The 23,245-nt window shown below is 64.9% G+C and carries 39 protein-coding genes; 38 read left to right on the top strand and 1 reads right to left on the bottom strand.

All coding sequences use genetic code 11. The features are described 5' to 3' along the window. From H2509_RS10105 to H2509_RS10115, 3 genes are all read left to right on the top strand, one after another. The coding region (locus tag H2509_RS10105; protein WP_209001902.1) for a helix-turn-helix domain-containing protein at positions 1 to 397 on the top strand (397 nt) is incomplete at its 5' end. After that, complete coding sequence (locus H2509_RS10110) at positions 394 to 549, top strand: hypothetical protein (RefSeq protein ID WP_182162255.1); 156 nt, start codon at positions 394 to 396, stop codon at positions 547 to 549. The genes H2509_RS10105 and H2509_RS10110, both read left to right, overlap by 4 nt. Beyond that, on the top strand, positions 546 to 734 hold the full coding sequence (locus tag H2509_RS10115; protein ID WP_182162257.1) for a hypothetical protein: 189 nt from the start codon (positions 546 to 548) through the stop codon (positions 732 to 734). The genes H2509_RS10110 and H2509_RS10115 overlap by 4 nt, the downstream gene beginning before the upstream one ends. Here H2509_RS10115 and H2509_RS10120 read toward each other — a convergent pair. Beyond that, positions 731 to 925 carry a hypothetical protein gene (locus H2509_RS10120; protein ID WP_182162259.1) on the bottom strand — a complete coding sequence of 65 codons (195 nt, stop codon included), beginning with the start codon at positions 923 to 925 and terminating at the stop codon, positions 731 to 733. The two genes, H2509_RS10115 and H2509_RS10120, sit on opposite strands and share 4 nt — an antisense overlap. Before the next feature lie 231 nt (positions 926 to 1,156). Between H2509_RS10120 and H2509_RS10125 the strand changes: the two genes are divergently transcribed. From H2509_RS10125 to H2509_RS10295, 35 genes are all read left to right on the top strand, one after another. Beyond that, positions 1,157 to 2,014 carry a ParB N-terminal domain-containing protein gene (locus tag H2509_RS10125; RefSeq protein WP_182164920.1) on the top strand — a complete coding sequence of 286 codons (858 nt, stop codon included), beginning with the start codon at positions 1,157 to 1,159 and terminating at the stop codon, positions 2,012 to 2,014. A gap of 238 nt (positions 2,015 to 2,252) precedes the next feature. Further along, positions 2,253 to 2,708, top strand: a complete 456-nt coding sequence (locus tag H2509_RS10130) for a hypothetical protein (RefSeq protein ID WP_182164852.1) — start codon at positions 2,253 to 2,255, stop codon at positions 2,706 to 2,708. Positions 2,709 to 2,712: 4 nt separating this feature from the next. After that, positions 2,713 to 5,076 carry a DDE-type integrase/transposase/recombinase gene (locus tag H2509_RS10135; RefSeq protein ID WP_182164854.1) on the top strand — a complete coding sequence of 788 codons (2,364 nt, stop codon included), beginning with the start codon at positions 2,713 to 2,715 and terminating at the stop codon, positions 5,074 to 5,076. Positions 5,077 to 5,152: 76 nt separating this feature from the next. Continuing rightward, positions 5,153 to 5,896 (top strand): AAA family ATPase, encoded by a 744-nt coding sequence (locus H2509_RS10140; protein WP_182164856.1) that lies wholly within the window; start codon positions 5,153 to 5,155, stop codon positions 5,894 to 5,896. Beyond that, a complete protein-coding gene (locus H2509_RS10145; protein ID WP_182164858.1) occupies positions 5,896 to 6,522 on the top strand; it encodes a hypothetical protein in 627 nt (208 codons plus the stop codon). The genes H2509_RS10140 and H2509_RS10145 overlap by 1 nt, the downstream gene beginning before the upstream one ends. Continuing rightward, positions 6,519 to 6,920, top strand: a complete 402-nt coding sequence (locus H2509_RS10150; RefSeq protein ID WP_182164860.1) for a transcriptional regulator — start codon at positions 6,519 to 6,521, stop codon at positions 6,918 to 6,920. Before H2509_RS10145 ends, H2509_RS10150 begins: the two co-directional genes overlap by 4 nt. Then, on the top strand, positions 6,910 to 7,179 hold the full coding sequence (locus H2509_RS10155) for a hypothetical protein (protein ID WP_182164862.1): 270 nt from the start codon (positions 6,910 to 6,912) through the stop codon (positions 7,177 to 7,179). Before H2509_RS10150 ends, H2509_RS10155 begins: the two co-directional genes overlap by 11 nt. Then, positions 7,176 to 7,580, top strand: a complete 405-nt coding sequence (locus H2509_RS10160; protein ID WP_182164864.1) for a hypothetical protein — start codon at positions 7,176 to 7,178, stop codon at positions 7,578 to 7,580. Before H2509_RS10155 ends, H2509_RS10160 begins: the two co-directional genes overlap by 4 nt. 17 nt (positions 7,581 to 7,597) lie before the next feature. Further along, positions 7,598 to 8,227: a DUF3164 family protein gene (locus H2509_RS10165; protein WP_182164918.1), complete on the top strand. Its 630-nt coding sequence runs from the start codon at positions 7,598 to 7,600 to the stop codon at positions 8,225 to 8,227. A gap of 11 nt (positions 8,228 to 8,238) precedes the next feature. Next, complete coding sequence (locus H2509_RS10170) at positions 8,239 to 8,463, top strand: hypothetical protein (protein ID WP_182164866.1); 225 nt, start codon at positions 8,239 to 8,241, stop codon at positions 8,461 to 8,463. After that, positions 8,460 to 8,750, top strand: a complete 291-nt coding sequence (locus tag H2509_RS10175) for a hypothetical protein (protein ID WP_182164868.1) — start codon at positions 8,460 to 8,462, stop codon at positions 8,748 to 8,750. The genes H2509_RS10170 and H2509_RS10175 overlap by 4 nt, the downstream gene beginning before the upstream one ends. Next, the gene (locus H2509_RS10180) at positions 8,747 to 9,142 is read left to right on the top strand and encodes a hypothetical protein (protein WP_182164870.1); all 396 of its coding nucleotides are present in this window, start codon (positions 8,747 to 8,749) and stop codon (positions 9,140 to 9,142) included. Before H2509_RS10175 ends, H2509_RS10180 begins: the two co-directional genes overlap by 4 nt. Positions 9,143 to 9,230: 88 nt before the next feature. After that, positions 9,231 to 9,485: a hypothetical protein gene (locus H2509_RS10185; protein WP_182164872.1), complete on the top strand. Its 255-nt coding sequence runs from the start codon at positions 9,231 to 9,233 to the stop codon at positions 9,483 to 9,485. Further along, positions 9,482 to 9,763, top strand: coding sequence for a hypothetical protein (locus H2509_RS10190; RefSeq protein WP_182164874.1), 282 nt, complete (start codon positions 9,482 to 9,484; stop codon positions 9,761 to 9,763). Before H2509_RS10185 ends, H2509_RS10190 begins: the two co-directional genes overlap by 4 nt. Next, positions 9,760 to 10,017, top strand: coding sequence for a hypothetical protein (locus H2509_RS10195; protein ID WP_182164876.1), 258 nt, complete (start codon positions 9,760 to 9,762; stop codon positions 10,015 to 10,017). Before H2509_RS10190 ends, H2509_RS10195 begins: the two co-directional genes overlap by 4 nt. Positions 10,018 to 10,045: 28 nt before the next feature. Beyond that, positions 10,046 to 10,615: a regulatory protein GemA gene (locus H2509_RS10200; RefSeq protein ID WP_182164878.1), complete on the top strand. Its 570-nt coding sequence runs from the start codon at positions 10,046 to 10,048 to the stop codon at positions 10,613 to 10,615. Between the two features lies 1 nt (position 10,616). Next, positions 10,617 to 10,826 (top strand): hypothetical protein, encoded by a 210-nt coding sequence (locus tag H2509_RS10205; protein ID WP_182164880.1) that lies wholly within the window; start codon positions 10,617 to 10,619, stop codon positions 10,824 to 10,826. Next, a complete protein-coding gene (locus tag H2509_RS10210) occupies positions 10,819 to 11,175 on the top strand; it encodes a helix-turn-helix domain containing protein (RefSeq protein WP_182164882.1) in 357 nt (118 codons plus the stop codon). Before H2509_RS10205 ends, H2509_RS10210 begins: the two co-directional genes overlap by 8 nt. Positions 11,176 to 11,317: 142 nt before the next feature. Beyond that, a complete protein-coding gene (locus H2509_RS10215; protein ID WP_182164884.1) occupies positions 11,318 to 12,055 on the top strand; it encodes a glycoside hydrolase family 108 protein in 738 nt (245 codons plus the stop codon). Then, positions 12,052 to 12,585, top strand: coding sequence for a hypothetical protein (locus H2509_RS10220; RefSeq protein WP_182164886.1), 534 nt, complete (start codon positions 12,052 to 12,054; stop codon positions 12,583 to 12,585). Before H2509_RS10215 ends, H2509_RS10220 begins: the two co-directional genes overlap by 4 nt. Beyond that, positions 12,585 to 12,857 (top strand): hypothetical protein, encoded by a 273-nt coding sequence (locus H2509_RS10225; RefSeq protein WP_182164888.1) that lies wholly within the window; start codon positions 12,585 to 12,587, stop codon positions 12,855 to 12,857. Before H2509_RS10220 ends, H2509_RS10225 begins: the two co-directional genes overlap by 1 nt. Next, the gene (locus tag H2509_RS10230; RefSeq protein ID WP_182164890.1) at positions 12,854 to 13,057 is read left to right on the top strand and encodes a TraR/DksA C4-type zinc finger protein; all 204 of its coding nucleotides are present in this window, start codon (positions 12,854 to 12,856) and stop codon (positions 13,055 to 13,057) included. The genes H2509_RS10225 and H2509_RS10230 overlap by 4 nt, the downstream gene beginning before the upstream one ends. Beyond that, positions 13,054 to 13,383 carry a DUF2730 family protein gene (locus H2509_RS10235; RefSeq protein ID WP_182164892.1) on the top strand — a complete coding sequence of 110 codons (330 nt, stop codon included), beginning with the start codon at positions 13,054 to 13,056 and terminating at the stop codon, positions 13,381 to 13,383. The genes H2509_RS10230 and H2509_RS10235 overlap by 4 nt, the downstream gene beginning before the upstream one ends. After that, positions 13,380 to 13,682 (top strand): VpaChn25_0724 family phage protein, encoded by a 303-nt coding sequence (locus H2509_RS10240; RefSeq protein WP_182164894.1) that lies wholly within the window; start codon positions 13,380 to 13,382, stop codon positions 13,680 to 13,682. Before H2509_RS10235 ends, H2509_RS10240 begins: the two co-directional genes overlap by 4 nt. Positions 13,683 to 13,686: 4 nt before the next feature. After that, the gene (locus H2509_RS10245) at positions 13,687 to 14,271 is read left to right on the top strand and encodes a phage protein Gp27 family protein (protein WP_182164896.1); all 585 of its coding nucleotides are present in this window, start codon (positions 13,687 to 13,689) and stop codon (positions 14,269 to 14,271) included. Next, entirely contained in the window at positions 14,271 to 15,671 is a 1,401-nt protein-coding gene (locus tag H2509_RS10250) for a phage terminase large subunit family protein (RefSeq protein ID WP_182164898.1), read from the top strand. The genes H2509_RS10245 and H2509_RS10250 overlap by 1 nt, the downstream gene beginning before the upstream one ends. Continuing rightward, positions 15,668 to 17,758: a phage portal protein gene (locus tag H2509_RS10255; protein ID WP_182164900.1), complete on the top strand. Its 2,091-nt coding sequence runs from the start codon at positions 15,668 to 15,670 to the stop codon at positions 17,756 to 17,758. The genes H2509_RS10250 and H2509_RS10255 overlap by 4 nt, the downstream gene beginning before the upstream one ends. Further along, the gene (locus H2509_RS10260; protein WP_182164902.1) at positions 17,755 to 18,477 is read left to right on the top strand and encodes an HK97 family phage prohead protease; all 723 of its coding nucleotides are present in this window, start codon (positions 17,755 to 17,757) and stop codon (positions 18,475 to 18,477) included. Before H2509_RS10255 ends, H2509_RS10260 begins: the two co-directional genes overlap by 4 nt. A gap of 221 nt (positions 18,478 to 18,698) precedes the next feature. Next, positions 18,699 to 19,223, top strand: a complete 525-nt coding sequence (locus H2509_RS10265) for a hypothetical protein (RefSeq protein ID WP_182164904.1) — start codon at positions 18,699 to 18,701, stop codon at positions 19,221 to 19,223. Between the two features lie 168 nt (positions 19,224 to 19,391). After that, entirely contained in the window at positions 19,392 to 20,699 is a 1,308-nt protein-coding gene (locus H2509_RS10270) for a phage major capsid protein (RefSeq protein WP_182164906.1), read from the top strand. Positions 20,700 to 20,772: 73 nt separating this feature from the next. Beyond that, positions 20,773 to 21,036: a hypothetical protein gene (locus H2509_RS10275; protein WP_182164908.1), complete on the top strand. Its 264-nt coding sequence runs from the start codon at positions 20,773 to 20,775 to the stop codon at positions 21,034 to 21,036. Positions 21,037 to 21,045: 9 nt separating this feature from the next. Continuing rightward, a complete protein-coding gene (locus H2509_RS10280; RefSeq protein WP_182164910.1) occupies positions 21,046 to 21,468 on the top strand; it encodes a hypothetical protein in 423 nt (140 codons plus the stop codon). 192 nt (positions 21,469 to 21,660) lie between these two features. Further along, entirely contained in the window at positions 21,661 to 22,227 is a 567-nt protein-coding gene (locus H2509_RS10285; RefSeq protein WP_182164912.1) for a hypothetical protein, read from the top strand. Further along, entirely contained in the window at positions 22,224 to 22,895 is a 672-nt protein-coding gene (locus tag H2509_RS10290; RefSeq protein ID WP_182164914.1) for a DUF2786 domain-containing protein, read from the top strand. Before H2509_RS10285 ends, H2509_RS10290 begins: the two co-directional genes overlap by 4 nt. Beyond that, positions 22,892 to 23,236, top strand: coding sequence for a hypothetical protein (locus H2509_RS10295; RefSeq protein ID WP_182164916.1), 345 nt, complete (start codon positions 22,892 to 22,894; stop codon positions 23,234 to 23,236). Before H2509_RS10290 ends, H2509_RS10295 begins: the two co-directional genes overlap by 4 nt. Positions 23,237 to 23,245: the final 9 nt, after the last annotated feature.

Below are 23,245 nucleotides of genomic sequence, written 5' to 3' on the forward strand. Positions count from 1 at the left end.
ACCTATTTGTACGGCCCGATCAAACGGGCCGGAAACACACCAGCAGGACCAACAAAAAGCGGATGCGCCAACATCCGCTTCAGTCAGGAGTAGCGTTATGGAGAACCGGAAGCCGAAGTGGGACCGGCATTCGATCCTCGCGGAATTCCGCCGCAGGGGTGTGCGGATGTCCGACTTCGCGGCCGAGCATGGCCGCAACCCAAAATCATTCGGAACCATCTGGACCAAGTACAACCGCATCAACGAGAAGCTGATCGCGGACTTCCTTGGCGATCCCGTCGAAGTGGTCTTTCCGGACCGTTATCCCATTCGCGCCACTCGCATCTTTGATAGCAGGCGCGACGACAAGAAGTCGAGTGAGAAAGCTGCCGCCACCCGTGACAGGGTGGCGGCATGAAACGGCCGCTTCTGTCAACAATGCGGTCGGTGCTTGACAGGCCGCTCGTCCAGGACATCGCGGCTTTCGTCGCGCTGTCGCTGGGTGTCGCCGCGATCCTCGCCTGGGCCTGGATCGCCACGCTGATGGCAGTGGCCTGGAGGCTGGCATGAGCCTCCAGGAGATCATTGCGATTGCCGGCGGTGCGGCCCTGGGCGGTTTTCTCGGGCTGCTGACAGGTCTTTGGATCGTCCGCCGAAATCCGGCCTTCAGCCAAGCAGCGAAGACGAAATCGTCTTGCCCCATTTGCACGGGGCGCGAGGGAACCGTCGTGCACGTGCCGATGAGGCGCCGCTAATGCGTGGCCTGGTCGCCCTTGACGATATCGGACCAGACGTCGGCGAGCGCATTGAAGGCGAGTTGCACCTGGTCTCGAACGACTGTGTCGAGGTTCATGGAGTTGAGTTGCTGGCCCGCACGTACGTTCGCCTCGACCAGCCCGACAGCAAGTGTGAACAGCTTTTCTGCATCCATTTCGATCGTCTCCATGTGTGTCTCCCACGTGGGGATGAGAGGCGCCGGCCCGCGGTTCGGCGCGGGCCGGCGCCGTCAAACCTACCCCGGTTTCTCCGGCTGCATCAGGCCGGGATTTACCGCCGAAATTTCCTATCCGCTGCCCGTTCACTCCCCGCGTCGGCAGCGGACCGGCGCGCCTGCCGCTTGTTCCTCCCGGCGGCGGGCGCGCGAAGCTTCCAACACCTTTCCCAGGCAGGCCTTTGAATGAACCCGCAGGACTATCAACAGATCCCCGTGAAGCTGATCGACGTGCCGGGCGGCCGGCGCAAGGTCGATCCGGACTGGGTTGCCGCGCTCGCCGAGGATATCGGCCGGCAGGGATTGCGGGTGGCGATCCAGCTCGTTGAGGCGGGAGGCCGCTACCGGCTGATCGCCGGCGCGCACCGCCTGGCGGCGGCAAGGGCGTTGAAGTGGAAGGACATCCCAGCCGAGGTAAAGCCGGCAGACGCCTTCGCCGACGAAGCGGCGATGAAGCTGGCGGAAATCGCGGAAAACCTGATGCGCCGCGAGCTGTCGGCGCTTGACCGGGCGATGGACGTGGCCGCCTGGCGCGACGTCTACGAGCGAGCTCAGGGCGCGGTGAAGCCCGGGCGCAAGAAATCTTCTCAAGTTGAGAAAATTGAAGATGCAGACGCGAACACGCTGGCTTCGCATCGGTTTTCGGAGAGTTTCTCGCAGGCGGCGCAACGGGCGCTGGGGTTCAGCCAGCCTGCGGTCTACCGGATGCTTCAAATAGCGAAGCTCGACGCAGAAACGCGCGAACGCATCGCGCTCACAAAGATCGCAGACAACCAATCAAGCCTGCTTGCCCTGGTCGATCTTGCTCAGGACTTACGCGGGCGCGTGCTGGACCTGCTGATGAGCGAGCCGCCCCAGGCGAACTCTGTGGCCGAGGCGGCGTTGCTCGCACAGGGAAAGCCCGCCGCACGCTCGAAAGACGATCATTTCAAGTCAACCATCAACAAAATTCGGAGGCTAGATCGGAGCCAAAAGTTCTCGCTGTTCGATGCGCTGGAAACGGAGATACGCGTGTGGGCGGAACGCCGGGGGTGGACAGCATGAAGCCCCGCTACCTTACCTTATCCGCTCATCTCTTTTTCCAGAACCAGCGCCTTAGATGGGAACTTCGGAGCCTCCGTCGACGCGAGGCGAAGCGTCTCAAGGCAGAGGTCGCCGCGTTTAATGCGCTGACCGACCTTGCCCACGAGATGGAGGAGAGTGACCAACCGGCACGCCGCTATTGGTGGCGTATGGTGGCTATTAAAACCCTGCTTCGAGACCAGCGGAGGACCACTCTGCCATGGTGAAGGCGCGGGGAGACAACCTGACCGGCGATCTTCTTTCCTGGGAGCCCCCCAAGGTGGCGGCCGGCTTCGAAGCCGGCGCGATCCGCGGCTCGCGCCTTTCCTCGCAAATCAGCCAGGCGGTGGCGCTGGCACTCAAGTCCTCGCCGATGTCGCGGGCGGAGATCGCGGCGGCGATGAGCGCCGAGCTCGGCTACCAGGTGAGCGAGAACATGCTGGCGAACTATGCCTCGGAAGGGGCGGAGGCGCACAGGATCACGCTGGAGCGCTTCATCGCGCTGATCGACGTGACGGGGTGCACGGACCTGCTCGGCTTCGTGGCGGAGCGCTTCGGCAAGGTGGTGATCGACACCAAGTACCAGGCGCTCATCAACGTGCACCTGGCCGAGGAAGCGGAAGCGAAAATCCAACGGTTCAAGGCGGCCGAAAAGGCCAAGTGGGGAGCGATCTAGGCCGATGAACGCGCAGGCTCCAATCCAGGTTCAAATGTGGTTCACGGCACAGGAGATCGCCGAGGCGGCGAAGGCCGGAGAATTGCCGGGGCTGCCTGCAACGAAGCGTGGCGTCAACGACCTGGCCGACCGAGAGGGCTGGCACCGCTACCACGCCCAGGTGAGATGCGAGACGGGGCGCGGCGGGACGATCACGCGCTACCACCTGGACCTGCTGCCGCTGGATGTCAGGCTTTGCTACCTGTCGCGGCGCGTCGGGCCGGCGCTGACGATGACGGGCGGAGACGGGCCTGGCAGCGGCAAGGCACAAGCGCAGCCGACCCTTGCCGCCGCCGGGAACCTTACCGAACGCGAACGGCTGAACCGCGACGCCAGGATGTGCATCGTCCGGCTGGCGGACAGGTTCCGGGCGATGCTCGATCTCGGCGCGCTCGCCTCGGATGCCTATTTCGCGGATCTCTACAATTCCGGCCGCATCCCCTTGCCAGATTGGGCGCAAGGCGTCGTCAGGCGGGTTTCAGCGCGCACGCTGATGCGCTGGCGCGAGAAGGTGAAGTTCCAGGGCAGCGCGGCGCTGGCCTGCGACCGCTCGAAGGCGAAGAAGGATACCGGGCTGCTGGAAACCGCCGAGGGCGGTCGGCTGCGCGCCTTCGTGCTGGCGTGGATCTTCAAGAACCCGGCTCTCTCGGCCGGGACGTTGCGGGACTATTGCGAAGACGAGTTCGGCGGCCAGATCGCCGACCGGCATGGCGAGCTGAAACCGCTGCCGCCGGTGCGGACGTTCCAGCATTTCATCAGGAAGCTGAGGCAGGAAGAACGGGTCGTGATCCTGAAGAACACGAACCCGGACAAATACCGCTCGACCATGGCGATGCGCGGTACCGGCGCCTATCGGTGGGTCAAGGAGCCAAACCAGCTCTGGCAGATCGACGCCTCGCCGGTCGATGCACTTTGCACGGACGGCCGCCATTCGATGTATGCCTGCATCGATCTCGCCACCCGCCGACTGGTCATCACCCTGTCGAAGACGCCACGCGCCTCGGCTGTCGGCCTGCTGATCCGCAAGGCGGTGATCCAGTGGGGCGTGCCGAAGACGATCAAGACGGACAACGGCTCGGACTTCAAGGCGCAGGCCACGCAGCGCCTGTTTTCCGATCTTCATATCGAACAGGACGTGTCGCGGGCCTACAGCCCGACCGAGAAGGGGCATGTCGAGCGCGTCATCGGCACATTCCAGCACAATTTCGCACCGCAGCTGCCGGGCTATGTCGGCCACGACGTGGCGGAGCGCAAGGCGATCGAAGGCAAGAAGGCGTTTTCGGAACGCCTTGGCGCGGATGACGCGGAGCTGTTCGGGGTGGAACTCACCGCCGCCGAGCTGCAAGCCATCATCGACGAGTGGCTGGAGGTCTACTACCACGAACGCCCGCATGGCGGCCTGAAAGGCGAGTTGAAGGGCCTTTCGCCCAACCAGGCGGCGCAACGCTCGACAACGCCTGTCGCACGCGTCGACGAGCGCGCACTGGACGTGCTGCTGATGCCGCTCGCCGGCAAGGACGGCCGCCGCCGCATGACGGCGCAGGGCCTGAAGATCGACCACGTCTACTACAGCTCGCCGCTGATCCTGCCGGGCACGGACGTGATCGTGCGGCTCGATCCGATCGACATGGGCAAGGTCTACGCCTTCTCGGCCGAGGACGGCAGCTTCCTGGATGCGGCCGTGTGCCCGGAATTGCGCGACATCGACCGCACCGAGTTCGTGAAGGCGCAAAAGGCGATGGCGCGCGAGATGCTGGCCGAGCGCGAGAGGGAGGCGAAGGCCGAGCTTCGCGAGCTCGGCAAGGGGCCATCGGGCATCGAGCGCACGCTCAGGCTCTATCGCAAGAAGGCGGACGAGAAAGAGGCCGCCAAGGCGAATGTCGTCGCGCTGCCGAAGCGCGAGGAAGAGCACGTCACGCCGGCGATCGAGGCGGCGAAGGAAGCGTCGGTGCTGCCGCTGAAGCCGGCATCGCCCGCGCCGATCGACGACAGGACCCGGTCGATCCACGAGGAGCTGCTGCGGGAATGGGAGGCCGGCAACGCCAGGGTGACGGCCGAGGACCTGGCCGAGGTCGAGGAGATGCTGGAGCGGGCGGAGGCGTTCAAGAACGTGGTGCCGATCCGGCAGAACCAACCACTCAACGAGGCCGGCCAGCGCTTCTACCGGGCAATCCAGCTGGAGATGGCGATCGCCAGCGGACGTCAGGCCGAGATCTCAACCGAGGAGCTGCGCTGGCTGGGGCATTACCAGCGCACGCCGCAGTACCGGACCAATGTCGACATCATGGAGGTGTGGGGGCTCGAGCACGCCGTGCGGATCGCCCACTAAAAGGAAAAGGCCCCGCGGGAACGGGGCCAAGGCAATTCACTCACATCACTGAAAGGGCAGATTGATGGGGCTTAACATGGATGTCAATAGCGGAGATACGGCGCCGATCAGGAACGTCAGCGCCTGCATGACGCTGGTCCGGTCGCTGCAGGACCGTCACCCGCTGCAGCCGAACCTCGGCGTGTTCGCCGGCTTCTCGGGCTACGGCAAGAGCGTGGCGGCGCTGTTCGTGCAGAACAAGACCGATGCGGCCTATGTCGAGGTGTCCGACACCTGGACGAAGAAGAAGCTTCTGACCTCCATCCTGGCAGAGCTCGGCCGGCCGGCGGCGAGCGGCACCCTGGCGGACCTGGAAGACGAGATCATCGCCATCCTGGCGCGCGATCCGAGGCGGCCGCTCATCATCGACGAGGCGGACAAGCTGGTCGATCGCAAGATGATCGAGCTGGTTCGGATGATCGCCAAGAAGAGCAACGTGCCGGTGCTGCTGATCGGCGAGGAACTGTTTCCCAAGAAGCTGGAGGGCGTCGACCGGTTCCGCGACCTTGTGCTGACGATGGGCTATGCGCAGCCGTGCGATCTGAACGATACCCGGGTGCTTGCGCGCACGCTCTATCCGCAGATCGCGATTGCCGACGATCTGCTCGACAAGGCGCGCTCGGAGGCAGAGGGCCGGGTCCGCCGCATCGGCAACACGCTGCACGCGATCGCGATCGAGGCGAACGTCCTCGGCGTCTCCCGGATTGGCCTCGACGAGTATCGGGCCGGCCGGGGCTACTTCTCGCGCGGTCACCTGCCGTCGCGCCGGGAGGCTGCGTGATGGGGATCGTCCTGAAGCTGAGCCTGGCCAAAGGCACTTCTCCCAAGCGCGGCATCGATCATTTCTGGAGCGTCATCCAGGCGCACGAGCTGGCGGGCGAGACATTCACGCGCGGCGACATCTTGCGCATGTCGAATGCACGGCGCCGGGACGTGGACGATTTCTTCGGCCGGCTGGAAAAGGCCGGCCTCGTCGAGAAGGTGGGCGAGCGGGGGCCGCGACCGGAAGCCGTCTACCGGGCCACGGTGCGCCAGACCGCCACGCCGCGGGTGCGCCGGGACGGAACGGTGATCGAGAGCGCCGGCAAGCAGAAATGCATGTGGAACGCGATGCGCTCCGGCGCGCATCGGCAGGGGTTCACCGCGCAGGATATCGCGCTGTGGGGGTCGACCGACGAAACCGCGATCAGCCTCGCTTCAGCGCAGGCCTACATCAAGGCCTTGTCCAAGGCCGGCTACCTCATCCCGCTGGTCAAGGGCAAGCCCGGCGCACCCGGCATCTGGCGGCTGGCACCGGACATGAACACCGGACCTCTGCCGCCGATGATCCTGCGGACCAAGGTGGTGTTCGACCAGAACCGGCATGAGCTGGTCGGTCCTGTCGAGACCGAGGAGGTGTCGTCATGAGCGCCGCTTCCGGCAACCGGCCCGACAACGTCGCCAAGGCCCGGTTGGCTTGGGGCGCGACGATCCCAGAATGGATCATCGTGCTGGCGGAGGCCTGCAATCGCGAGAGCCAGGCGGCCGTCGCGCGCAAGGTCGGCTACTCAGCCTCGGCCGTCAGCCAGGTGCTCTCCAACAGCTACCACAATGGCGACATCGCCCGCTTCGAGCAGGCCTCGCGCGGCGCGCTGATGTCCGAAACGGTGACATGCCCGGTCATGGGCGAGATGGCGCGCAACGTCTGCCTTTCGTGGCAGCGCAAGCCCTTCGCCACGACGAACGCCCATCGCGTGCGGATGCATCAGGCATGCCGGACGGGTTGCCCGCATTCCCTGATCAAGGGAGGCGGCGATGCTGAGTGAAGATATCCGGACGCTCCGACAGTTCATCGACGAGCACGTGAGCCGCGACGGTTCGCTGTTCCTGTCGCCGGCGCTCACGGAGCTGGCGAAGTTCGCGCTTGCCGACATGGTCCGCTGCGCGCGCGCCCTTGAGACGGCACAGGTCAGCGGACCGGCCAGGATCACGGAAGCCGACCTCGCGTCAGGGCGGGTTGCCCGGCTTCCTGTGGTGCCTCGGCCAAGACTGGCAACCGGTCCTGGCAACGGGAGTTCGGCATGAGGCCCTGGAGCTATGACGACATAGCGCGAGCGGTCGGCTTCCGGACGCTCGGAGAGAAGGACTGGTGGATAGCCGAGAGGCTTGGCCGGAAGATCCACGACGTATCGCGGACGATCGACAAGGCGCTGGTACTCGAAGCGACCGAAGACCTGCCGCCTTCACCCGCCCCGCCATCGCCCGCTTCGCCGCCGGCCACGCCTTCGCCCGCGCCGGTGACCGCATCGCCACGGCGCCACCAGGAAACGGTACGGCCCCGCGTCGTGTTCCGGAAATACCGCGTCAGCCCGCACCTGGACCTCATCCTGGCGGCGGAAGCCGGCCAGCGGAACTCAGGAATGCTCGGCGACCCGGGACCGGGCCGTTCCGCCCTCGATCAACGCAAATCAGGAGAAGCCAGGTGAGCGAGACACACACCACGATGTGGGATGACGAAATCGTCGAAGTGGGTGGCAAGTCCTACCTGCGCGACGCCAAGGGCAATCTCGTGCCCGTCGAAGCCATCAAGCCCGAACACAAGCTTGAGGACGAGACGGTGCGCAAGATCATGGCCTACGCCCGCGATCTCTCGGCGCAGATCTCCCGCTTCAAGCAGCACACATTCGACGATCTGTCGGCCTTCGAGGCGCTGCTGGCGCAGGAATACGGCGCGGCCAAGGGCGGCGCGAAGGGCAACAAGACCTTCATGAGCTTCGACGGGCTGATGAAGGTGCAGGTGCAGGTCGCCGACTACATCGACTTCGGGCCGCAGCTGCAGGTCGCCAAGGGGCTGATCGACGAGTGCCTGAACGAATGGGCGGCCGACAGCCGGCCGGAGATCCGCGCCATCGTCACCCGCGCGTTCAACACCGACAAGGCCGGCCAGATCAACCGGTCCGAGATCTTCATGCTGCTCAGGCTCGATATCGCGGACGAGCGGTGGCTGAAGGCGATGGAGGCGATCCGGGCGGCGATGCGCGTGGTCGGATCGAAGACCTACGTGCGCTGCTACGAGCGCGACACACCGGACGGCCAATGGCAGCCCGTCACGATCGACCTGGCACGAGCGTGAGGGGGGCGACGATGGCATTTCTCTATAGCGCAGTGTCTGGTTCTGAGGTCGGCAACAAACTAGCTCGTGATCCGGAACTTTTCGCGGAAGTGCTGAATGAAGTTCAGGATTTCCACGGCGATGATCCAACCGATCGCTTCATTCAAGATCTTGCCGAGGCTTCGAACGAGAAACTCTCGGAATTCCTTCGCATGCTCGCCGATCGCATTGAATTCGAGAAGGGATCGACGCCGTGAGCGATCTCAAAACCCTCCGCGACCAGGTGGCGAAAATGCTCGACGACGCCATGCGAAAGGCCGGGGACCGCAAGGACGATCCTGCCGCCTGGCATGTCCGCGATCGCAACGAGATGAACAACCTCGCACGGCGCCTGAAATCGTGCTTCGACGCCAAGATCAGCGACAGATGGGACGGTGTGGCCGTCACGATCGGCGGGATCCGTGCGACCAGCACCATGGGCCTGAGAGGCGCAGTGCGCAACTGGGTTCAGGCCGCCGACCGACACATCGGAGCTGGGTCATGAGCGCGATCAAGATCGCCTTCCGCCAGGTTCTTGCTCCGTTTCCTTCCTCCCCTCAACGACAACAAGACGGCGGTCAGCGCCGCTTCCTCCCAAGACTGAAAGGAACCAGCATGCACAAACTCGTTTCCGCAGTTTCATTCGTTTTCGCGGTGTTGATCCTGCTTGGATCGGCAATCCCCGCGAGCAGCGCAATCGACTGCTCCCGCCCCGGGCTGCAGCAATTCTGCGCAGTGCACTACGGCATGCCCGGCACGGCCCGTGCGAGCACATACGTGAAACAGGACTGGCGGCCGCGCAACTTCAATCCTGAAGACCACCGGGAACCGAAAATTGCCGAAGGCTGGAGCGAGCCGAAAGCCGAAACCAAGACCGCCGGGGGATGGGGCAAGTAATTCCAGGGCGGCGAACGACGAGGGCCGGGCCTGGCTCAGCCAGGCCCCGTCCAGAATTGCTGACAATCATGAATAGACGGATCGAACCATGAAACAGACCGACAGCAATTTATCTCCACGAAGCCTGCGCCTTGATGAAGTTCACAAGGCAAACGCCGCCGCCCTGGAAGCTCGCATGGCAATGACGGAAGCCAAATCGGCTCGGGACGCCGCACAGCAGGTTTTCCAAAGAATGGACGCCATCTATGCGGATGCCCGTGATGAATACGAGCGCGCCGAGCAGGCCCTTGACGAAGCGTTTTTCGCCTGGGCCGAAGGTCAGGTGCGTGGGCTGCCGCAATGACCGGCGCAACGGAAAAGCACAGGGCACTTCTGGAGCGCGCCCTGGCGGAGCTTCGGCACACGCTGCGCTCGGACGTGGAATGCGCCTGCGAGCTGGAGCGCGACTGGGCCAACGAAATCATCCCGGTCCCCGGCACCTGCGACGAGATGATGGCCGACCTTTGCGAGCGCCAGCTCAACCTCGTGCGCGACATCCAGGCCGAAATCGGCGGTTTCGCGGAGCACCCCGAGCCGCAGTGGCTGGATGACCTGATCGACGGAAGGTGGAGCCTGACATGAGCGGCGTGCAGCGCATCGAGTTCGAGGATCGCGGCCAGGACTTCCTGTGGTGGGAGATCGATACGGAGACGGGCCGCATCCTCGGTTGCGGCCCTCACCAAGGCTGGCTTTGGGCCGACGGCGATCACCGTGTCGACCTGTCGACGATCGGCATTGGCCAGCGGCCGAGCTTTTATCACCGGCGCCGGATGGATGTCATCACATTAAAATATGTGATCGTCTCGGCCGGCCCTGCACCCGCGGGGGGGCGATGAGTTCTGATCTCTTCGGGAGGGCGCCGTCATGAGCGCCTATGCCAAGATCCATGTCGGCCTGAAGCAGCTCGGCATCGATGGCGACGACGCCCGCGATCTCTACGAGCGGGTGACCGGTATCCGGTCGCTGCGGGCGATGAGCCCGAAACAGCATGACGAAGTCATCCAGGAGCTCGGCCGGCTCGGCTTCGAGCGGTCTTCAAGCCGTCGTCGAACGCCGCTTGAAGGGCGGTTCGCGAAGAAACTCCAGGCACTCTGGATCTCCGCCTGGAACCTCGGCCTCGTCCGCAATCGCGACGACAAGGCGCTGATCGCTTTCGTCAGGCGGCAGACCGGCATTGATCACGTGCGCTTCCTCAGCAACGCACAGGACGCGCGGAAGGCTGTGGAAGCCCTCAAGGCCTGGATCGCCCGGGAGGCCGATGTGACGTGGCCGAAATTCCAGGACGGCCGCGCCGAGAAACTCGCCGTCATCGAGGCGCAGTGCCGGATCCTCGGCGTTCCGATCGGCAGCGAGATTTCGGCGGCCACGGACGAAACCTTGCTGGCGGCAATGCAGAGCTTCGGGCGCTGTATCAGGGCGGCAAAGGGCGATTGACATGGCCGGCTCCGCTCCCTTGCCGCTTCTGACATGGCGCGAGGATGCGGAGCTGGAACGATTGAGGGCGGAGCGGGCGGAACTGAGGCGGCGCATCGCCGAGCTGCCGAGAATGAGCCACCGGCGCATTGAGCTGACGGTCCGCCTCAAGGATCTGACGGCCCAGGAACTGAAATTGACGACGCGAACCGGACGGATGGAAGATGCCTGACGTACAGCCTCAGATCCCGGCAAACATCGCGCCTTATGTGGATGCGCTCGGCGTCGACGACACGATCAGGCTGCTGCTTGAGCTCGGAGGCTCGCAGATCCACCTGCCACGCGCCGGTACATCTTCCCGGTCGATGGCAGCAGGCTTGCTCGGCGCCGAAAAAATCGCCATGCTTGCAGCCGTGATGGGGCACGGCTACATCAAGGTGCCGCTCGGCAAAAAATGGATTGCCCAGGTCATGTTCGCGCGCGGCGAGAGCCTGAACGCCATCGCGAGGACCGTTCGATCCGACGTGGCGACCGTGCGCCGCTGGCAGCTGAACGACGCGCTTCAGCTCGATCTCTTCTGATTTCTCCCGCCTCCAAGGTCGCTCCACCCGCGCGCCCGCGTGGATGAACCCTTCCCGCGAAACCTGCCAGATTTGATCCAGGATCAGCGCCGGCCCCGCACTTCGTCATGGGCCGGCGCGCGGCTTAATGGCGGGGCTTCGGATGAAGAAGAACTTCCCAAGATCGCTGGCGTTCACGCTGAGCTTCGAGGGCGGCTACGTGGACCATCCGAAAGACCCGGGCGGCGCCACGAACAAGGGCATCACGCTTGCGACCCTGCGCCTTCACAAGGCGGGCGCCACCAAGGCCGACCTCAAGGACATCCGGGGCGATCTCGTCAATCGGATCTATCACGACGACTACTGGGAGCGTACCGGGTGCGACACGCTTGCCTCCGGCGTCGACGGGGCGGTGTTCGACTATGCGGTGAATTCCGGTCCGGCCGCCGCGCGCAAGAGCCTGATGGCCGTCATCGGCGGTCCCGACCACGAAACGGTCCGCAAGCTCTGCGCCAGGCGGCTTTCCATCTACCGGACGTTCAAGCACTGGGCGACCTTCGGCAAGGGCTGGACGCGGCGCGTCGCCGAAGGCGAGGCGCTGTGGACCAGGTGGGCACTGGCCGAGAAATCCGACGTTGCCGAGGTGATCGTTGCGCTTGAGGACAAAGGCAGCAAGGCAAAGGGGACTTCGCGGCAGCAGGGGGCGGCCGGATCCGGCGCGGCGGCAAGTGCGCCGGCCGCTCCGGTAGCCGCCCCGGTCGACATGGACGCGCTCGCCGCGATCGCGGTCGCGGGTGTCACCGTCGCCTTGATCGCGCTCGCCGCCTGGCTGCTCTGGCGCGCGCATGTCAACCGGCTCAGGGCTCGGGCCTACGCCACGCAAGCGGAGAGAGCGATATGAGCATGATCGTCGGCATATTGGCCGGGGTCGCCTCCAAGGTCGGAGCCGAGCTTGTCGGCCGCGTCCTGGGCGAGCGCTTCGGAGAGGCGGGCGGACGCCTGGCGGAAACGGTGGTGAGCGAGATCGCCGGCGTCCTTGGCGTCGAACCCGAAGAACTTCCGTCCGTCAACGGCGCGGACCTGGAAGAGGCGGTCGAGACCGTCGAGGGCCGAATGCCGGAACTGATAGCCTTGTGGTCCCGCGGCCTCGACGGCCAGTTCGCCCTGCTGCAGGCCGAACAGCGACAGGGCATCTGGCAGAGCGGCTGGCGCTGGGGCTGGATGTATCTGCTCGGCCTCATGTGGACGGTTCGCCTACTCATCGTGCCGGTTACCGATGCGATCGCGGGCACCGATATCGGCTCGCGCATGGACATGGGCGTGATGATGACGCTGACGTCCTGGTTCGTCGCGCTCTACATGGGCGGCCACACGCTGAAGAACCTCGGAGCCCAGGGCGTCGAGGCCATCAAGGCGATGAAGGGCAAGTGATGACACAGGCCGTCTATCGCATCGACCTGAACGACTTTCATCCTGACGGCCGGCGGAAGTTTTTCATGTTCGAATGCTCCTGCCGATCGCTCGCCGAGCTCAACCAGCGCCTGCAGGAAGAAAAGGTCGTCTACGGGCAGCGGCTCTACACCAGGCGCGCGGATACGCCAGGCGAATTCGAGGTTACCGGGCGCGACGAAGTGATCGTCGGCCGCGAGGCGATCTGGCAGGTCTCCACGCCCCGGCACCGCTATTTCGAGGTGGAGGGATGAAGGCGAGCGAGTTCGACAAGGAACTGGCGGAGCTGCGCGTCGAACAGGAGCGCGATGCGGCGATCGGCCGGATCCGCGCTTCCCTCGACCGGCCCGGCGCCACCACATGCCGGCGATGCGGCGACCCGATCGACGAACGCCGGCGCCAGGCGCTGCCATCGGCCGTCACCTGCATCGACTGTGCGAGCGAGGGCAAATGATCGAGGACATCCGCAACTGGTCGGCGGCCATCGCTTCACTCCTTGCAATCATCAGCATCTTCTACACCTGGCTGACTGCGCGATCGAAGGCGAACGAGCACACCATCGGCAAGCACGAGCGCAAGCTCATCGAGCACGACCGCCGCATCCAGACGCTGGAAAGCGATGTGGGCCACCTGCCGCCAAAAGACGATGTGCATGAGCTGCGCATAGCGCTGGAACAGGTTCGGGGTGCGCTCGGGAGGCTTGAGGAAAGCCACCTTGGCGTTACCCGGGTCGTGAACCGGATCGAGATCTTCCTGCTCGACGGAGGGAAAGAACGTTGAAAGAGGGATATCGCGACTACCTGGAGCGGCATGGTCGCCTGGTGATCCTCGAGGCCATCGCCCGCGAGTTCAACGGTCACCTGCGCGAGGATCTGATCCAGAAGGCGCTCGACGTCTATCTGGTGTCGCGCTCCATCGAATGGGTGAGAACGCAGCTGCGCAAGCTGGAGGAAATCGGCGCGGTCAACCTGGAAGAGGATGGCGGCAAGCTGATCGCTGGCCTCGCCCAGGCCGGACGGGATCACCTGGAACGGCGCGCGCCGCTGGACGGCGTGGCATGGCCCGAGGACGGGAGATAGGTCAATGGTCGCTCCCGAGGCCGGCGGACGGCGTGAAGGTCGCGGACGGTTGTCGACCATGGAAATGCTGCCTGAAGAGGCGGACGCCGACCTTGCCTGGGTCAACCAGGAACTGCGGGACGGCAAGCGGCCGCAGGTCGCCATCCTGGCGGAGTTCAACGCCCGGCTGGCGGATCTCGGCATAGGCTCGATCTCCAAGGGAGCCTTCAGCCGCTATTCGGTCCGCAAGGCTCGGCAGTGGCGCGAATACGACGAGCGCTTGCGGCTGTCCACTGCGCTCGCCGAAGCGATGGGGCCTGACGGCGCCGACAAGATGACCGTCGCGATTTCCGAACGCATCAAGATGGCGGCCGACGAGCTGCTTTCCAGGGGCGATCTGTCGGCCAAGGAGATCAACGCGCTGGCGAGCGCCAACCGCGCCGCCATCACCGCGCAGCGGCACTCGGCCGAGCTGCGGCGATTGCTGCAAGCCGAATTCGACGAGCGGATGAAGAAGGCGGCCGAGGATGTGGCCGAAGTCGCCAGGAAGGCGGGCGTCTCGCAGGAGACCATGGCGGAGATCAACCGACGCCTGATGGGGGGGGCCTGATGGGGCGCGCGCGCATCATCCCCGCCAATCGCGGTGCGATCTTCCTGCCCTATCAGGCACGCTGGGTGCAGGACAATTCCCGGCTGAAGCTGATGGAGAAAGGTCGCCAGATCGGCCTTTCCTGGTCGACGGCCTATGCCACGGTTTCCCGCACCGCGCTCGCCGCCGCACGGCACGATCAATGGGTTTCCTCGCGCGACGACATCCAGGCGCGTCTATTCCTCGAGGACTGCAAGCTTTGGGCGGGCAATCTGGAACTCGCCGCGCGCGATCTCGGCGAACAGGCCGTCGACCCGGACGGCAAGACAAGCGCCTATGTGCTGCGATTTGCCAACGGCCGGCGCATCCATTCGATGAGCTCCAATCCGGATGCCCAGGCCGGCAAGCGCGGCGGCCGGGTGCTCGACGAATTCGCGCTGCATCCCGATCCGCGAAAGCTGTGGTCGATCGCCTATCCCGGCATCACCTGGGGCGGTTCGATGGAGGTGATTTCGACGCATCGCGGCTCGCACAACTTCTTCAACAGCCTGGTCAAGGAATACCGGGACGGCGGAAATCCAAAGAAGATCAGCCTGCACAGGGTGACGCTCGAGGACGCACTGAACGACGGCTTCCTGTGGAAGCTCCAGCAGTCGCTGCCGGAAGACGACGAACGCCAGGAGATGGACGAAGCCGCCTATTTCGACTGGGTGAAGAGCGGCGCGGCCGACGAGGAAAGTTTCCTTCAGGAGTACATGTGCCAGCCGGCCGACGACGATGCGGCCTTCCTGGAATATGACCTGATCGCGGCCTGCGAATACGCCGCCGATGCCGACTGGCGCAAGATCGAGGGCGGCGAGCTCTTCGCCGGCATCGATATCGGCCGCAAGCATGACCTGACGGTCATTTGGGTGCTGGAGCGCCTTGGCGACGTGCTCTATACGCGCCATGTCGAGGCGCTCAAGAACATGAGCAAGGCTGAGCAGGAGAAGGTGCTCTGGCCCTGGATCGAGCGTTGCGTTCGCACCGACATCGATGCGACCGGCCTTGGCATCGGCTGGTCCGATGACGCACAGAAGAAATTCGGTCCCTACAAGGTCGAGGCCGTGACCTTCACCGCGAAGGTCAAGGAAGCGCTCGCCTATCCGGTGCGCGGGCACATGGAAGACAGGCGGTTGCGCATTCCCTATTCGCCGCCGATCCGCGCAGACCTGAGGTCCGTGACCAAGCAGGTCACCTCGGCCGGCAACATCCGCTTTACGGCCGAGCGCACGCCGGACGGCCATGCTGACCATTTCTGGGCACTGGGGCTCGCCATAGAGGCCGCCGGCGGCGCGGCCGGCGGACAATGGCGCCCGCTTTTCGGCCAGATCGGCCAGGCGCAGGAAAGCCCGATCGACAAGGATTGGATCCCGGCATGAACTGGTTTTCAAAGGCTCTTCAATCGCTGCGCCATCCGCCCAGGCCGAGCCTGTGGCAGGGGCTCCTGAAAGGCACGCGCTACGATTATCGCAAGGCAGTCGGCGACGGACTGGACACGTCCGTGGTGACTGCGCCGGTCCAGTGGATCGGCCGCGCGCTGCCGGAGGCGCGGCTGACGGTGACAAGCCGCCGCGGCCGCCAGGTGACGGAGATCTCCGAGCACGGCGCCCTGCAACTGATCCGCAGGCCAAACGCTTATTACGGCGACATCGCGCTGTGGATGGCGACGGTCTTTTCCTTCTGCCTGGACGGCAACGCCTACTGGATCAAGCTTCGCAACGGTGCCGGGCGGCCCGGCGAGCTCTGGTATGTGCCGCATTGGACGATGGAGCCCTTCGGTTCGGATGACGGCGAGAAGTTCATTTCGCACTACCGATATACGCCCGGCGGGGGCCTGCAACCGATGCGGCTTGAGGCCGAGGAGGTCGTGCATTTCCGCCATGGCCTCAATCCGCGCAATCCGCGCAAAGGCCTGTCGCCGCTCGACGGCGCGATCCGCGAGATCTTCATGGACCTGGAGAGCTCGAATTTCGTGGCTTCGCTCCTGCGCAACATGGGCGTGCCAGGCGTGGTGATCTCGCCGAAGAGCGGCGGCGCGGTGGCGGTCGAGGATGTCGAGGCAACCAAGTCGTGGTTCCAGGAAGCGTTTGGCGGCGACCGGCGCGGCGGGCCGCTGGTCATGGGAGCGCCAACCGACGTCACGCCCTACGGCTTCAACCCTCAGCAAATGAACATGTCGGAGGCGCGCGACGTGGCGGAAGAACGGGTCTGCGCCTGCCTTGGCATTCCTCCCGCTATCGTGGGCTTCGGCGCCGGCCTGCAATCGACCAAGGTCGGGGCGACCATGACGGAGATGCGCAAGATCGCCTGGCACAACGGCGTCCTGCCGCTGGCACGAATGTTCTCCGACGAGATCGAACGCTCGCTGCTGCCGGATTTCGGCGAGACGCGCGGCCTGACGATGTGGTGGGACACATCGGAAGTGCTTGCCCTTCAGGATGACGAGGACAAGGAAACGGAGCGCTGGAACAAGCGGGTGCAAGGCGGCTGGGCCATGGTGGCGGAGGCGCGCGCGGCCGCTGGCCTGGAAGTCGACGATAGCCACCGCATCTATCTGCGGCCGTTCTCTTCGGTGGAGGTGCCGGCCGGCGCCCCGCCGCGCACCGTTGAAGACGAACCGAAGCGGATCAGACAAAAAGCCCTGGCTTCGCCGGCGGCGCAACGGGTCGGCCGGGCTTATCTGAGCATCCTGGCACGCCAGGAAGGGCCGCTCGCGGTAACCTTCGAAGGCCGGTTGAAGGCATTCTTCGAGCAATTCGCGAGGGAGGCTTCGTCGGCAGCGCTGCCATTTCTTGAGGAAGAGGACCTGGCGCCAAAGTCACGCGCGTCGAAGTCACGCGGGGCGGACGGGACCAAGGCCGACGAGCTGCTGATCGCGAGGATCCTGGAGGCGCTCGGCATCGGTGTGCATCAAACCACGTTCCGCGGCCTCTACGAGGCGTATTACCTGGAAGTGGCGCGCCAGGTGGCGGAGGCGGCGGAGCTCGCGGGGATAGGCGGCAGCCTGCCGGATCCGGTTGCCCGTTCGATCGTCGGCTTCGGCGGCCGCCGCGCCGGCCTGGTCGATCTGTCGGCCCAGACGCGCCAGGCGCTCTTCGATGCGCTCGCGGAAGGGCGGGCGCAGGGCGAAGGCGCGACGCAGCTAGCCGCTCGCATTGCCGATCACGTCGGCAGCGGTCCCTGGTCGAATGCCGACACGCGCGCCCGCACGATCGCCCGCACCGAAACCAAATATGCGCAGAACATTTCGACGATCGAGCGCGCCAGGGCCGCCGGCGTCGAGCGCTTCATCGTCTTTGACGGCCGCCTGGGGCCGGGCCGGTCCCTGCCAAGTCACATCGCCCGCAACGGATCGATCGTCACGGCGGCCCAGGCTGCGCAGATGGCGCAGGACGAACATCCGAACGGAACCCTGTCCTTTGCCCCCTATTTCGGGGACCAGGACGAAGAGGAGCAGGACACATGAAGATCGAGACCAAGGGCCTTACGGTCGAAAAGATGGACGGGGAAGGCCGTGGCCTCGCCCGTATCGCCACGCTGTCGGCGATCGATCATGACGGCGACACCTATCTGCCCGGCGCCTTCTCGTGGAAGGAAGGCGGGATCCAGTGGGTGCCGATCCTGCCGGCGCACGATCGGCGCGCCATGCCGCTCGGCAAGGCTCGGGTTTATGAGGAAAACAACGCGGCGCTCGCCGAGATCCATCTGAACCTCGGCTCGGATGCCGGTAGGGAATGGCACTCGACGCTGAAATTCGACCTGGAGAACGGCCAGGCCGTGCAGGAATGGTCCTACGGCTTCGGGGTGATCGACGCTCAATACGAAAGCCGCGACGGCGAGCGCGTCCGCGTGCTGAAGCGTCTCGACGTTCACGAGGTTTCGCCCGTGGTACGCGGCGCCGGCATCGATACCGCAACGCTTGGCCTTAAGTCGCGCGGATCCTTCGCCGTCCAGATCGAGAGCGTGCTGGCGGAGATCGACGACATCGTCGGGCGCGCCGGCGGCCTGAAGGCTCTCAGGGAGGCGGACGGCCGGGGTCTTTCCAAAGCGAGGATCGACCAGCTCGCCAACCTGAAAGGCAAGCTCGAGGAGCTCATCGCTTCAGGCGCTCCCGAAACCGATCCTGCCGAGCAGCTGGCGGTGAAGCATCTCACCGCCTCGGCCCGGCGCCGCCTTGGCCTGTGAGGGCGTGTTTGAAGCGCGAGGAGGAAATCGACAGAGAAGGCCGCTGAGAGGCGAAACGAGGCTGTTACGGGGCATTCGCCATTTTTCGACAAGACGCCTGCTCAGCGCCTTAAATGGAGCTCTAAATTCGAAATTACGGGGGTATTATCGTTTTGTTGCCCCCGGTTTTCGCAGGCTTGCTTCCGGGTGCTTTTGCAAGGGCCGAGACGTCGGGAGAAAATATGAGCGCCAACGTTCCGACCAAGCGTGAATACCACGGCGTAGTCGCTGAAATCAACAACGAGTGGCGATTGGTCAATCTTGGCGTCAGATGGGCGGTGCAACGGAACAACGGAGATGTGTCCAGACCATGGCGCACCGTCGCCGGGTCTCATCGCCGCGATGGCCTCGCCCATTTGGTGGAGCGCCTGACCGGCGCGACCGCCGAAAGTGTCTCAGGCCTTCACGCTCTGCCGGATCTGCATCCCGGCCATGTCGGCCGTCCCGCCGGAAAAAGAAGCGACGAGTACGGCGGTGTGGTTTGCCTGCTCGGTGCCGAGTGGCGCTTGATCGAAGAGCCAGGCGTCCCTCAGTGGACGTTGCAGCGCTGTTACAAGTCTGGTTGGCGTGACGTGAGCTATTCGCGCAGAAAAGACCAGATTGAACGCCGATTGCTTCAGGCTTGCGGATCAATTGATGAAGCTGCCATAAAAGCGTTGCGAGCGCTGCCCGATATCCATCCCGGCAATCGCCGAAAGTCGAACTGATAGCTCCTGAGCCTTCACCCGCGCGGCCGCGCGGATAGTCCGACCCTCCTCCTTTCTCCTAGTCTCGACCTCATGCAATGCCCCGCGCCGGCCGCGGGGCGGATTTGCAGCACGAGAGGCCGCGCGCGGGCGCGTCGGCGGACGTTCCACCGACAATGGAGGGGTCGAATGACCACCCTGAAAGAAGTCCGCGAAAAGCTCGCGGCAAAGCAGACCGAATTGCACAAGGTGTTCGAGGAGGCCGAGGTCACGACCGACAGCGGCCAGAAGAGCTACGACTTCAACAAGGTCACTTGCCTCGGCAAGGACGTGAAGGGCTCGATCGCCGTGGCCGAGAAGGTCAAGGCGATGGATGACGAGCTGAACGATCTCGCCTCGCAGGCCGAAAAGCTCGAAACGGCCGAAAAGGCGGCGAGCGCGCTTGCTGATCGCGAGAAGGTGCGCGGCCGCCTCCCCATTCCGGGTGCAAAGGACGAACAGGCCAGGAGCCGGGTCAAGAGCCTGGGCGAGCTCGTGGCGGCCGAGAAGGCCTATGCCGAGTGGGTGAAGCACGGCACGCCCAACGGCATCAACTTCTCCTACGAGGACTTGCTGCCGTCCGACATGCTGGCCAAGGGCGCCGTATTCGAGACCCTCGGCTCCAAGGCGCTTCTGGAGACCGGCGCAGGCTTCGCGCCCGAAAGCATCCGCCTTCCCGGGTTCGTCGAAGGCGCCACGCGCCCGCTGCAGCTCATCGACATCATCCCGATGTCGACCACGGGTCAGGCGGCGATCAAGTACATGGAGGAAACCACCCGCGCCCACGCCGCGGCCGAGAAGGCCGAGGGCGCGGCCTATGCGGAAAGCACCTTCGTATTCACGGAAAAGACGTCGCCGGTGGTCAAGATCACCGACAGCATTCCGGTGACCGACGAGCAGCTGGAAGACGTGCCCCTGATGCAGGGCTACATCAACTCGCGGCTGACCTTCGGCATCCGCCAGCGACTGGACGGCCAGGTGCTGGTCGGCGACGGCGCCGGCGCCAACCTGCGCGGCCTGAAGAACGTCGTCGGCATCCAGACCCAGGCCAAGGGCGCGGATCCGGTGCCGGACGCCTTCTACAAGGCAATGACGAAGGTCCGCGTCACCGGCCGGGCGATCCCGACCCATCACGTCATGCATCCGGAAGACTGGCAGGGCGTGCGCCTGCTGCGCACCGTCGACGGCGTCTATATCTGGGGCTCGCCCTCGGAGGCCGGGCCTGAGCGCCTCTGGGGCCTGCCGGTGGTGCAGCAGGATGCGGACGCAAAGGGCACCGGCTATGTCGGCTCCTTCCAGCCTGCCTGGATCAGCTTGTTCGAGCGCAAGGGCGTCGACATCCAGATCGGCTATGTCGGCACCCAGTTCAACGAGGGCAAGCGCACGGTGCGCGGCGACATGCGGGCGGCCTTCGTGGTGTTCCGCCCGGCCGCCTTCTGCTCGGTCACCGGCCTCTAAGCCACAACCCGCGGAGCGCCCGCCCGGAAGTCGAGAGTACCGGGCGGGCATTCGGCCGCAACAGGAGATCACCATGCCAACGATTTCCGGATTTTCGAGGCCCGTGGGCTGTGCCCTGATCCCCGGCGGGCCGGTGGGCGAGCATGAGGTGCCCGGCGCGCTCTCGCCTGGCGACACCCTGCTTTCCGTTGAACACATCACCGAGGGCACGCCGCCGACCCGGGTGGATCGCACCGCAGAATTCTCGATCACCGCTGGCAAGGCCGGCGTCATCGAAAACACCACCACCGACACCACGGGCGATTTTCTCCACGTCCTTTGGGCAAGGTCCGAGTAGGAGGGCGCCATGCAGGCGAAAGAACGTCTTTATCTGACCAAGGACAAATCGAAGCTCGTCGGCGAAGGCGATCTACGCGCCGCTTTCCTTTATGCCGCGCCTGGCGACGAGATCCCGGCCTCGGCCGTGGAGCGTTTCGGCCTTGTCGACGGCAGCCTGGCGAAGGGCGGGAAGAAGCAATCCGCCCCGGCCGAGGACAAGGAACGACGCGGCCAGGAAGACAAGGGCGAGAAAGGAGAAGATCTTTCGGTGATCAAGGGCATTGGCGCGGCGGCGCAAGCCGCGCTGAAAGCCGCCGGCATCGACAGCTTCTCCGCCCTCGCGGCGGTCGATCCTGCGTCGCCGCCCGTGGTCAAGGGCCTGTCGCCGCGTGCCGACTGGCAGAGCTGGGTAACCCAGGCACGCGAGCTGATGAAGCCGCCGACCGGCTGATCGAGGAATACCAGGGCGAAAGCAACCGAGGGCAGCGCGGTCACACTTGCCGGAGATGGGGTGCCGGCGTGACTGGTCGGGAGTTGCGAGTAGGCGGCGCCGGGCCGCGGTCCCCGGCTGCAACGTCTGACGGGGGACGTGACAGCCGGGAGAGACCGGCACCTCAACCAAAGACCTGCGGGGTGAGCGGACATGCCTCTGATCGACCGGGTGAAGGAACGAACCGGATCCGACCTTTCCGACGCAGAGCTTGCCGCAATGATCGATGCGATCACGGCGGAGATCGAGGCCCGCTTCGGCCCGGCCGGACCGATCACGATCGAGCTCGGAGATCCGGTCGATCCCAATTCCCGCTTCAGAAGGGTGTTGCGCCTGCCAAGGGCGATGGACAGCGCGCAGCCGGCGACGATCGTCGAACTCGATCCAGCCAATTCCGGCCTCGCGGGCAACGAGGTGGAGCTCGCCGCCGGGGACTACCGCGTCCTGCATGGCGGGAGGACACTGCAGCGGCTGAACGGCGGGCCGAACGGCCGCGACTACTGGGCGCCGCTGGTTCGTGCCACTTATACCCCGCTTGGGGACCAGGCCGCGCGCGAGGAGGTGACGATCAAGCTCATGCAGCTGGATCTCTCCTATCGCGGCGGGCTGAGAAGCGAACGGGCCGGCGACTATTCATTCACACTCGGTAGTGCCGACGTTACCGAGGAGCGCGAGAAGCTTCTGGCGAGCCTCGGCCGAGAGCGCATGGTGATGGCATGACCGACAAGGCGATCCTGGCCAAAATTCGCAAGTGTCTCGCATTGGCTCAAAGCGCCAATGAGAACGAGGCGGCAATAGCACTCTCCAAGGCGCGTGAGCTGATGGAAGCTCACGGCGTCACGGAAGCGAAACTGGCCATGTCCGAAGTCGAGGAAGCCAGCGCTCGCGGCAATCGTTCCCAGCGGCCGCCTCGCTGGGAGACTATCCTGTCAAACGCCGTTTGCCGCGCGCTTGCCGTCGAGTGCTTCTTAAACGCGGATGGCGATCGCACCTTTGTCGGCCGCGGCGCGGTACCGGAAATCGCTGCATACGCATTCGCAGTGCTGTTTCGCCGACTGAAGGGCGCACGAGCTGGCTATATCCGTTCGCATCTGAAGCGCTGCAAGCCCGGGCGCAAGCGGCTTCGCGCGGACATATATTGCGAAGCCTGGACTGCGGCCGTCTACGTGAAGATCTCCGCCCTGTTGCCGGAGCCGCAACCGGATGCCCTGGTCGCCCTTTACCTGGCTGAGCGGCACCCGAACCTGGTCCCGGTCAAGAGCCGTATCGCTCAACCTAAAGGAGGCGGCGTCGAAAGCGACTTTCTACGCGGTCGGCATGCGGGAAGTTCGGTCGAGCTGAATTCGGGTATCGGGAGCGGGATCGACCAGCCGCTGGCGCTCACATGATCGCCGGCCGCCTGACCATGCGAGCGATGGTGGAACGCAACGTGGCCGCGGGCAGCGATGCCTGGAACAATCCGGTCGCTCCCGAATTCCAGCCGCTTGCCGTCGTCAAGTGTTTCGTCTGGTCGAGGCTTTCCCAGGAGATCGTCGACGGCGACAAGACGGCGATGGTCGAGGACATGCGGGCAATGTTCCCGCTCGCCGCCGATGTCGACGAGAAGGACGAGATCTCGGCCGTCACCGATGCGCGCGGCAACGTCATCATTGCGGGCCGGCTGCGCATCGAAGGCCCGGTCCAGCGCAAGCACACCCATCTTGAAGCGGCGTTGAAGAGGATCCGCTGATGCAGATCT

Source organism: Stappia albiluteola, from assembly GCF_014050225.1.
Taxonomy (GTDB): domain Bacteria; phylum Pseudomonadota; class Alphaproteobacteria; order Rhizobiales; family Stappiaceae; genus Hongsoonwoonella; species Hongsoonwoonella albiluteola.

Coding starts and splice junctions, on each gene's coding strand:
- H2509_RS10200 (WP_182164878.1), top strand. CDS start 10,046: ATGAGCGCCTATGCCAAGATCCATGTCGGCCTGAAGCAGCTCGGCATC.
- H2509_RS10245 (WP_182164896.1), top strand. CDS start 13,687: ATGGTCGCTCCCGAGGCCGGCGGACGGCGTGAAGGTCGCGGACGGTTG.
- H2509_RS10225 (WP_182164888.1), top strand. CDS start 12,585: ATGACACAGGCCGTCTATCGCATCGACCTGAACGACTTTCATCCTGAC.
- H2509_RS10285 (WP_182164912.1), top strand. CDS start 21,661: ATGCCTCTGATCGACCGGGTGAAGGAACGAACCGGATCCGACCTTTCC.
- H2509_RS10250 (WP_182164898.1), top strand. CDS start 14,271: ATGGGGCGCGCGCGCATCATCCCCGCCAATCGCGGTGCGATCTTCCTG.
- H2509_RS10120 (WP_182162259.1), bottom strand. CDS start 925: ATGGAGACGATCGAAATGGATGCAGAAAAGCTGTTCACACTTGCTGTC.
- H2509_RS10215 (WP_182164884.1), top strand. CDS start 11,318: ATGAAGAAGAACTTCCCAAGATCGCTGGCGTTCACGCTGAGCTTCGAG.
- H2509_RS10170 (WP_182164866.1), top strand. CDS start 8,239: ATGGCATTTCTCTATAGCGCAGTGTCTGGTTCTGAGGTCGGCAACAAA.
- H2509_RS10160 (WP_182164864.1), top strand. CDS start 7,176: ATGAGGCCCTGGAGCTATGACGACATAGCGCGAGCGGTCGGCTTCCGG.
- H2509_RS10260 (WP_182164902.1), top strand. CDS start 17,755: ATGAAGATCGAGACCAAGGGCCTTACGGTCGAAAAGATGGACGGGGAA.
- H2509_RS10185 (WP_182164872.1), top strand. CDS start 9,231: ATGAAACAGACCGACAGCAATTTATCTCCACGAAGCCTGCGCCTTGAT.
- H2509_RS10235 (WP_182164892.1), top strand. CDS start 13,054: ATGATCGAGGACATCCGCAACTGGTCGGCGGCCATCGCTTCACTCCTT.
- H2509_RS10140 (WP_182164856.1), top strand. CDS start 5,153: ATGGATGTCAATAGCGGAGATACGGCGCCGATCAGGAACGTCAGCGCC.
- H2509_RS10155 (WP_182164862.1), top strand. CDS start 6,910: ATGCTGAGTGAAGATATCCGGACGCTCCGACAGTTCATCGACGAGCAC.
- H2509_RS10150 (WP_182164860.1), top strand. CDS start 6,519: ATGAGCGCCGCTTCCGGCAACCGGCCCGACAACGTCGCCAAGGCCCGG.
- H2509_RS10165 (WP_182164918.1), top strand. CDS start 7,598: ATGTGGGATGACGAAATCGTCGAAGTGGGTGGCAAGTCCTACCTGCGC.
- H2509_RS10130 (WP_182164852.1), top strand. CDS start 2,253: ATGGTGAAGGCGCGGGGAGACAACCTGACCGGCGATCTTCTTTCCTGG.
- H2509_RS10110 (WP_182162255.1), top strand. CDS start 394: ATGAAACGGCCGCTTCTGTCAACAATGCGGTCGGTGCTTGACAGGCCG.
- H2509_RS10195 (WP_182164876.1), top strand. CDS start 9,760: ATGAGCGGCGTGCAGCGCATCGAGTTCGAGGATCGCGGCCAGGACTTC.
- H2509_RS10125 (WP_182164920.1), top strand. CDS start 1,157: ATGAACCCGCAGGACTATCAACAGATCCCCGTGAAGCTGATCGACGTG.
- H2509_RS10255 (WP_182164900.1), top strand. CDS start 15,668: ATGAACTGGTTTTCAAAGGCTCTTCAATCGCTGCGCCATCCGCCCAGG.
- H2509_RS10295 (WP_182164916.1), top strand. CDS start 22,892: ATGATCGCCGGCCGCCTGACCATGCGAGCGATGGTGGAACGCAACGTG.
- H2509_RS10210 (WP_182164882.1), top strand. CDS start 10,819: ATGCCTGACGTACAGCCTCAGATCCCGGCAAACATCGCGCCTTATGTG.
- H2509_RS10180 (WP_182164870.1), top strand. CDS start 8,747: ATGAGCGCGATCAAGATCGCCTTCCGCCAGGTTCTTGCTCCGTTTCCT.
- H2509_RS10270 (WP_182164906.1), top strand. CDS start 19,392: ATGACCACCCTGAAAGAAGTCCGCGAAAAGCTCGCGGCAAAGCAGACC.
- H2509_RS10205 (WP_182164880.1), top strand. CDS start 10,617: ATGGCCGGCTCCGCTCCCTTGCCGCTTCTGACATGGCGCGAGGATGCG.
- H2509_RS10230 (WP_182164890.1), top strand. CDS start 12,854: ATGAAGGCGAGCGAGTTCGACAAGGAACTGGCGGAGCTGCGCGTCGAA.
- H2509_RS10265 (WP_182164904.1), top strand. CDS start 18,699: ATGAGCGCCAACGTTCCGACCAAGCGTGAATACCACGGCGTAGTCGCT.
- H2509_RS10280 (WP_182164910.1), top strand. CDS start 21,046: ATGCAGGCGAAAGAACGTCTTTATCTGACCAAGGACAAATCGAAGCTC.
- H2509_RS10275 (WP_182164908.1), top strand. CDS start 20,773: ATGCCAACGATTTCCGGATTTTCGAGGCCCGTGGGCTGTGCCCTGATC.
- H2509_RS10220 (WP_182164886.1), top strand. CDS start 12,052: ATGAGCATGATCGTCGGCATATTGGCCGGGGTCGCCTCCAAGGTCGGA.
- H2509_RS10135 (WP_182164854.1), top strand. CDS start 2,713: ATGAACGCGCAGGCTCCAATCCAGGTTCAAATGTGGTTCACGGCACAG.
- H2509_RS10145 (WP_182164858.1), top strand. CDS start 5,896: ATGGGGATCGTCCTGAAGCTGAGCCTGGCCAAAGGCACTTCTCCCAAG.
- H2509_RS10190 (WP_182164874.1), top strand. CDS start 9,482: ATGACCGGCGCAACGGAAAAGCACAGGGCACTTCTGGAGCGCGCCCTG.
- H2509_RS10290 (WP_182164914.1), top strand. CDS start 22,224: ATGACCGACAAGGCGATCCTGGCCAAAATTCGCAAGTGTCTCGCATTG.
- H2509_RS10115 (WP_182162257.1), top strand. CDS start 546: ATGAGCCTCCAGGAGATCATTGCGATTGCCGGCGGTGCGGCCCTGGGC.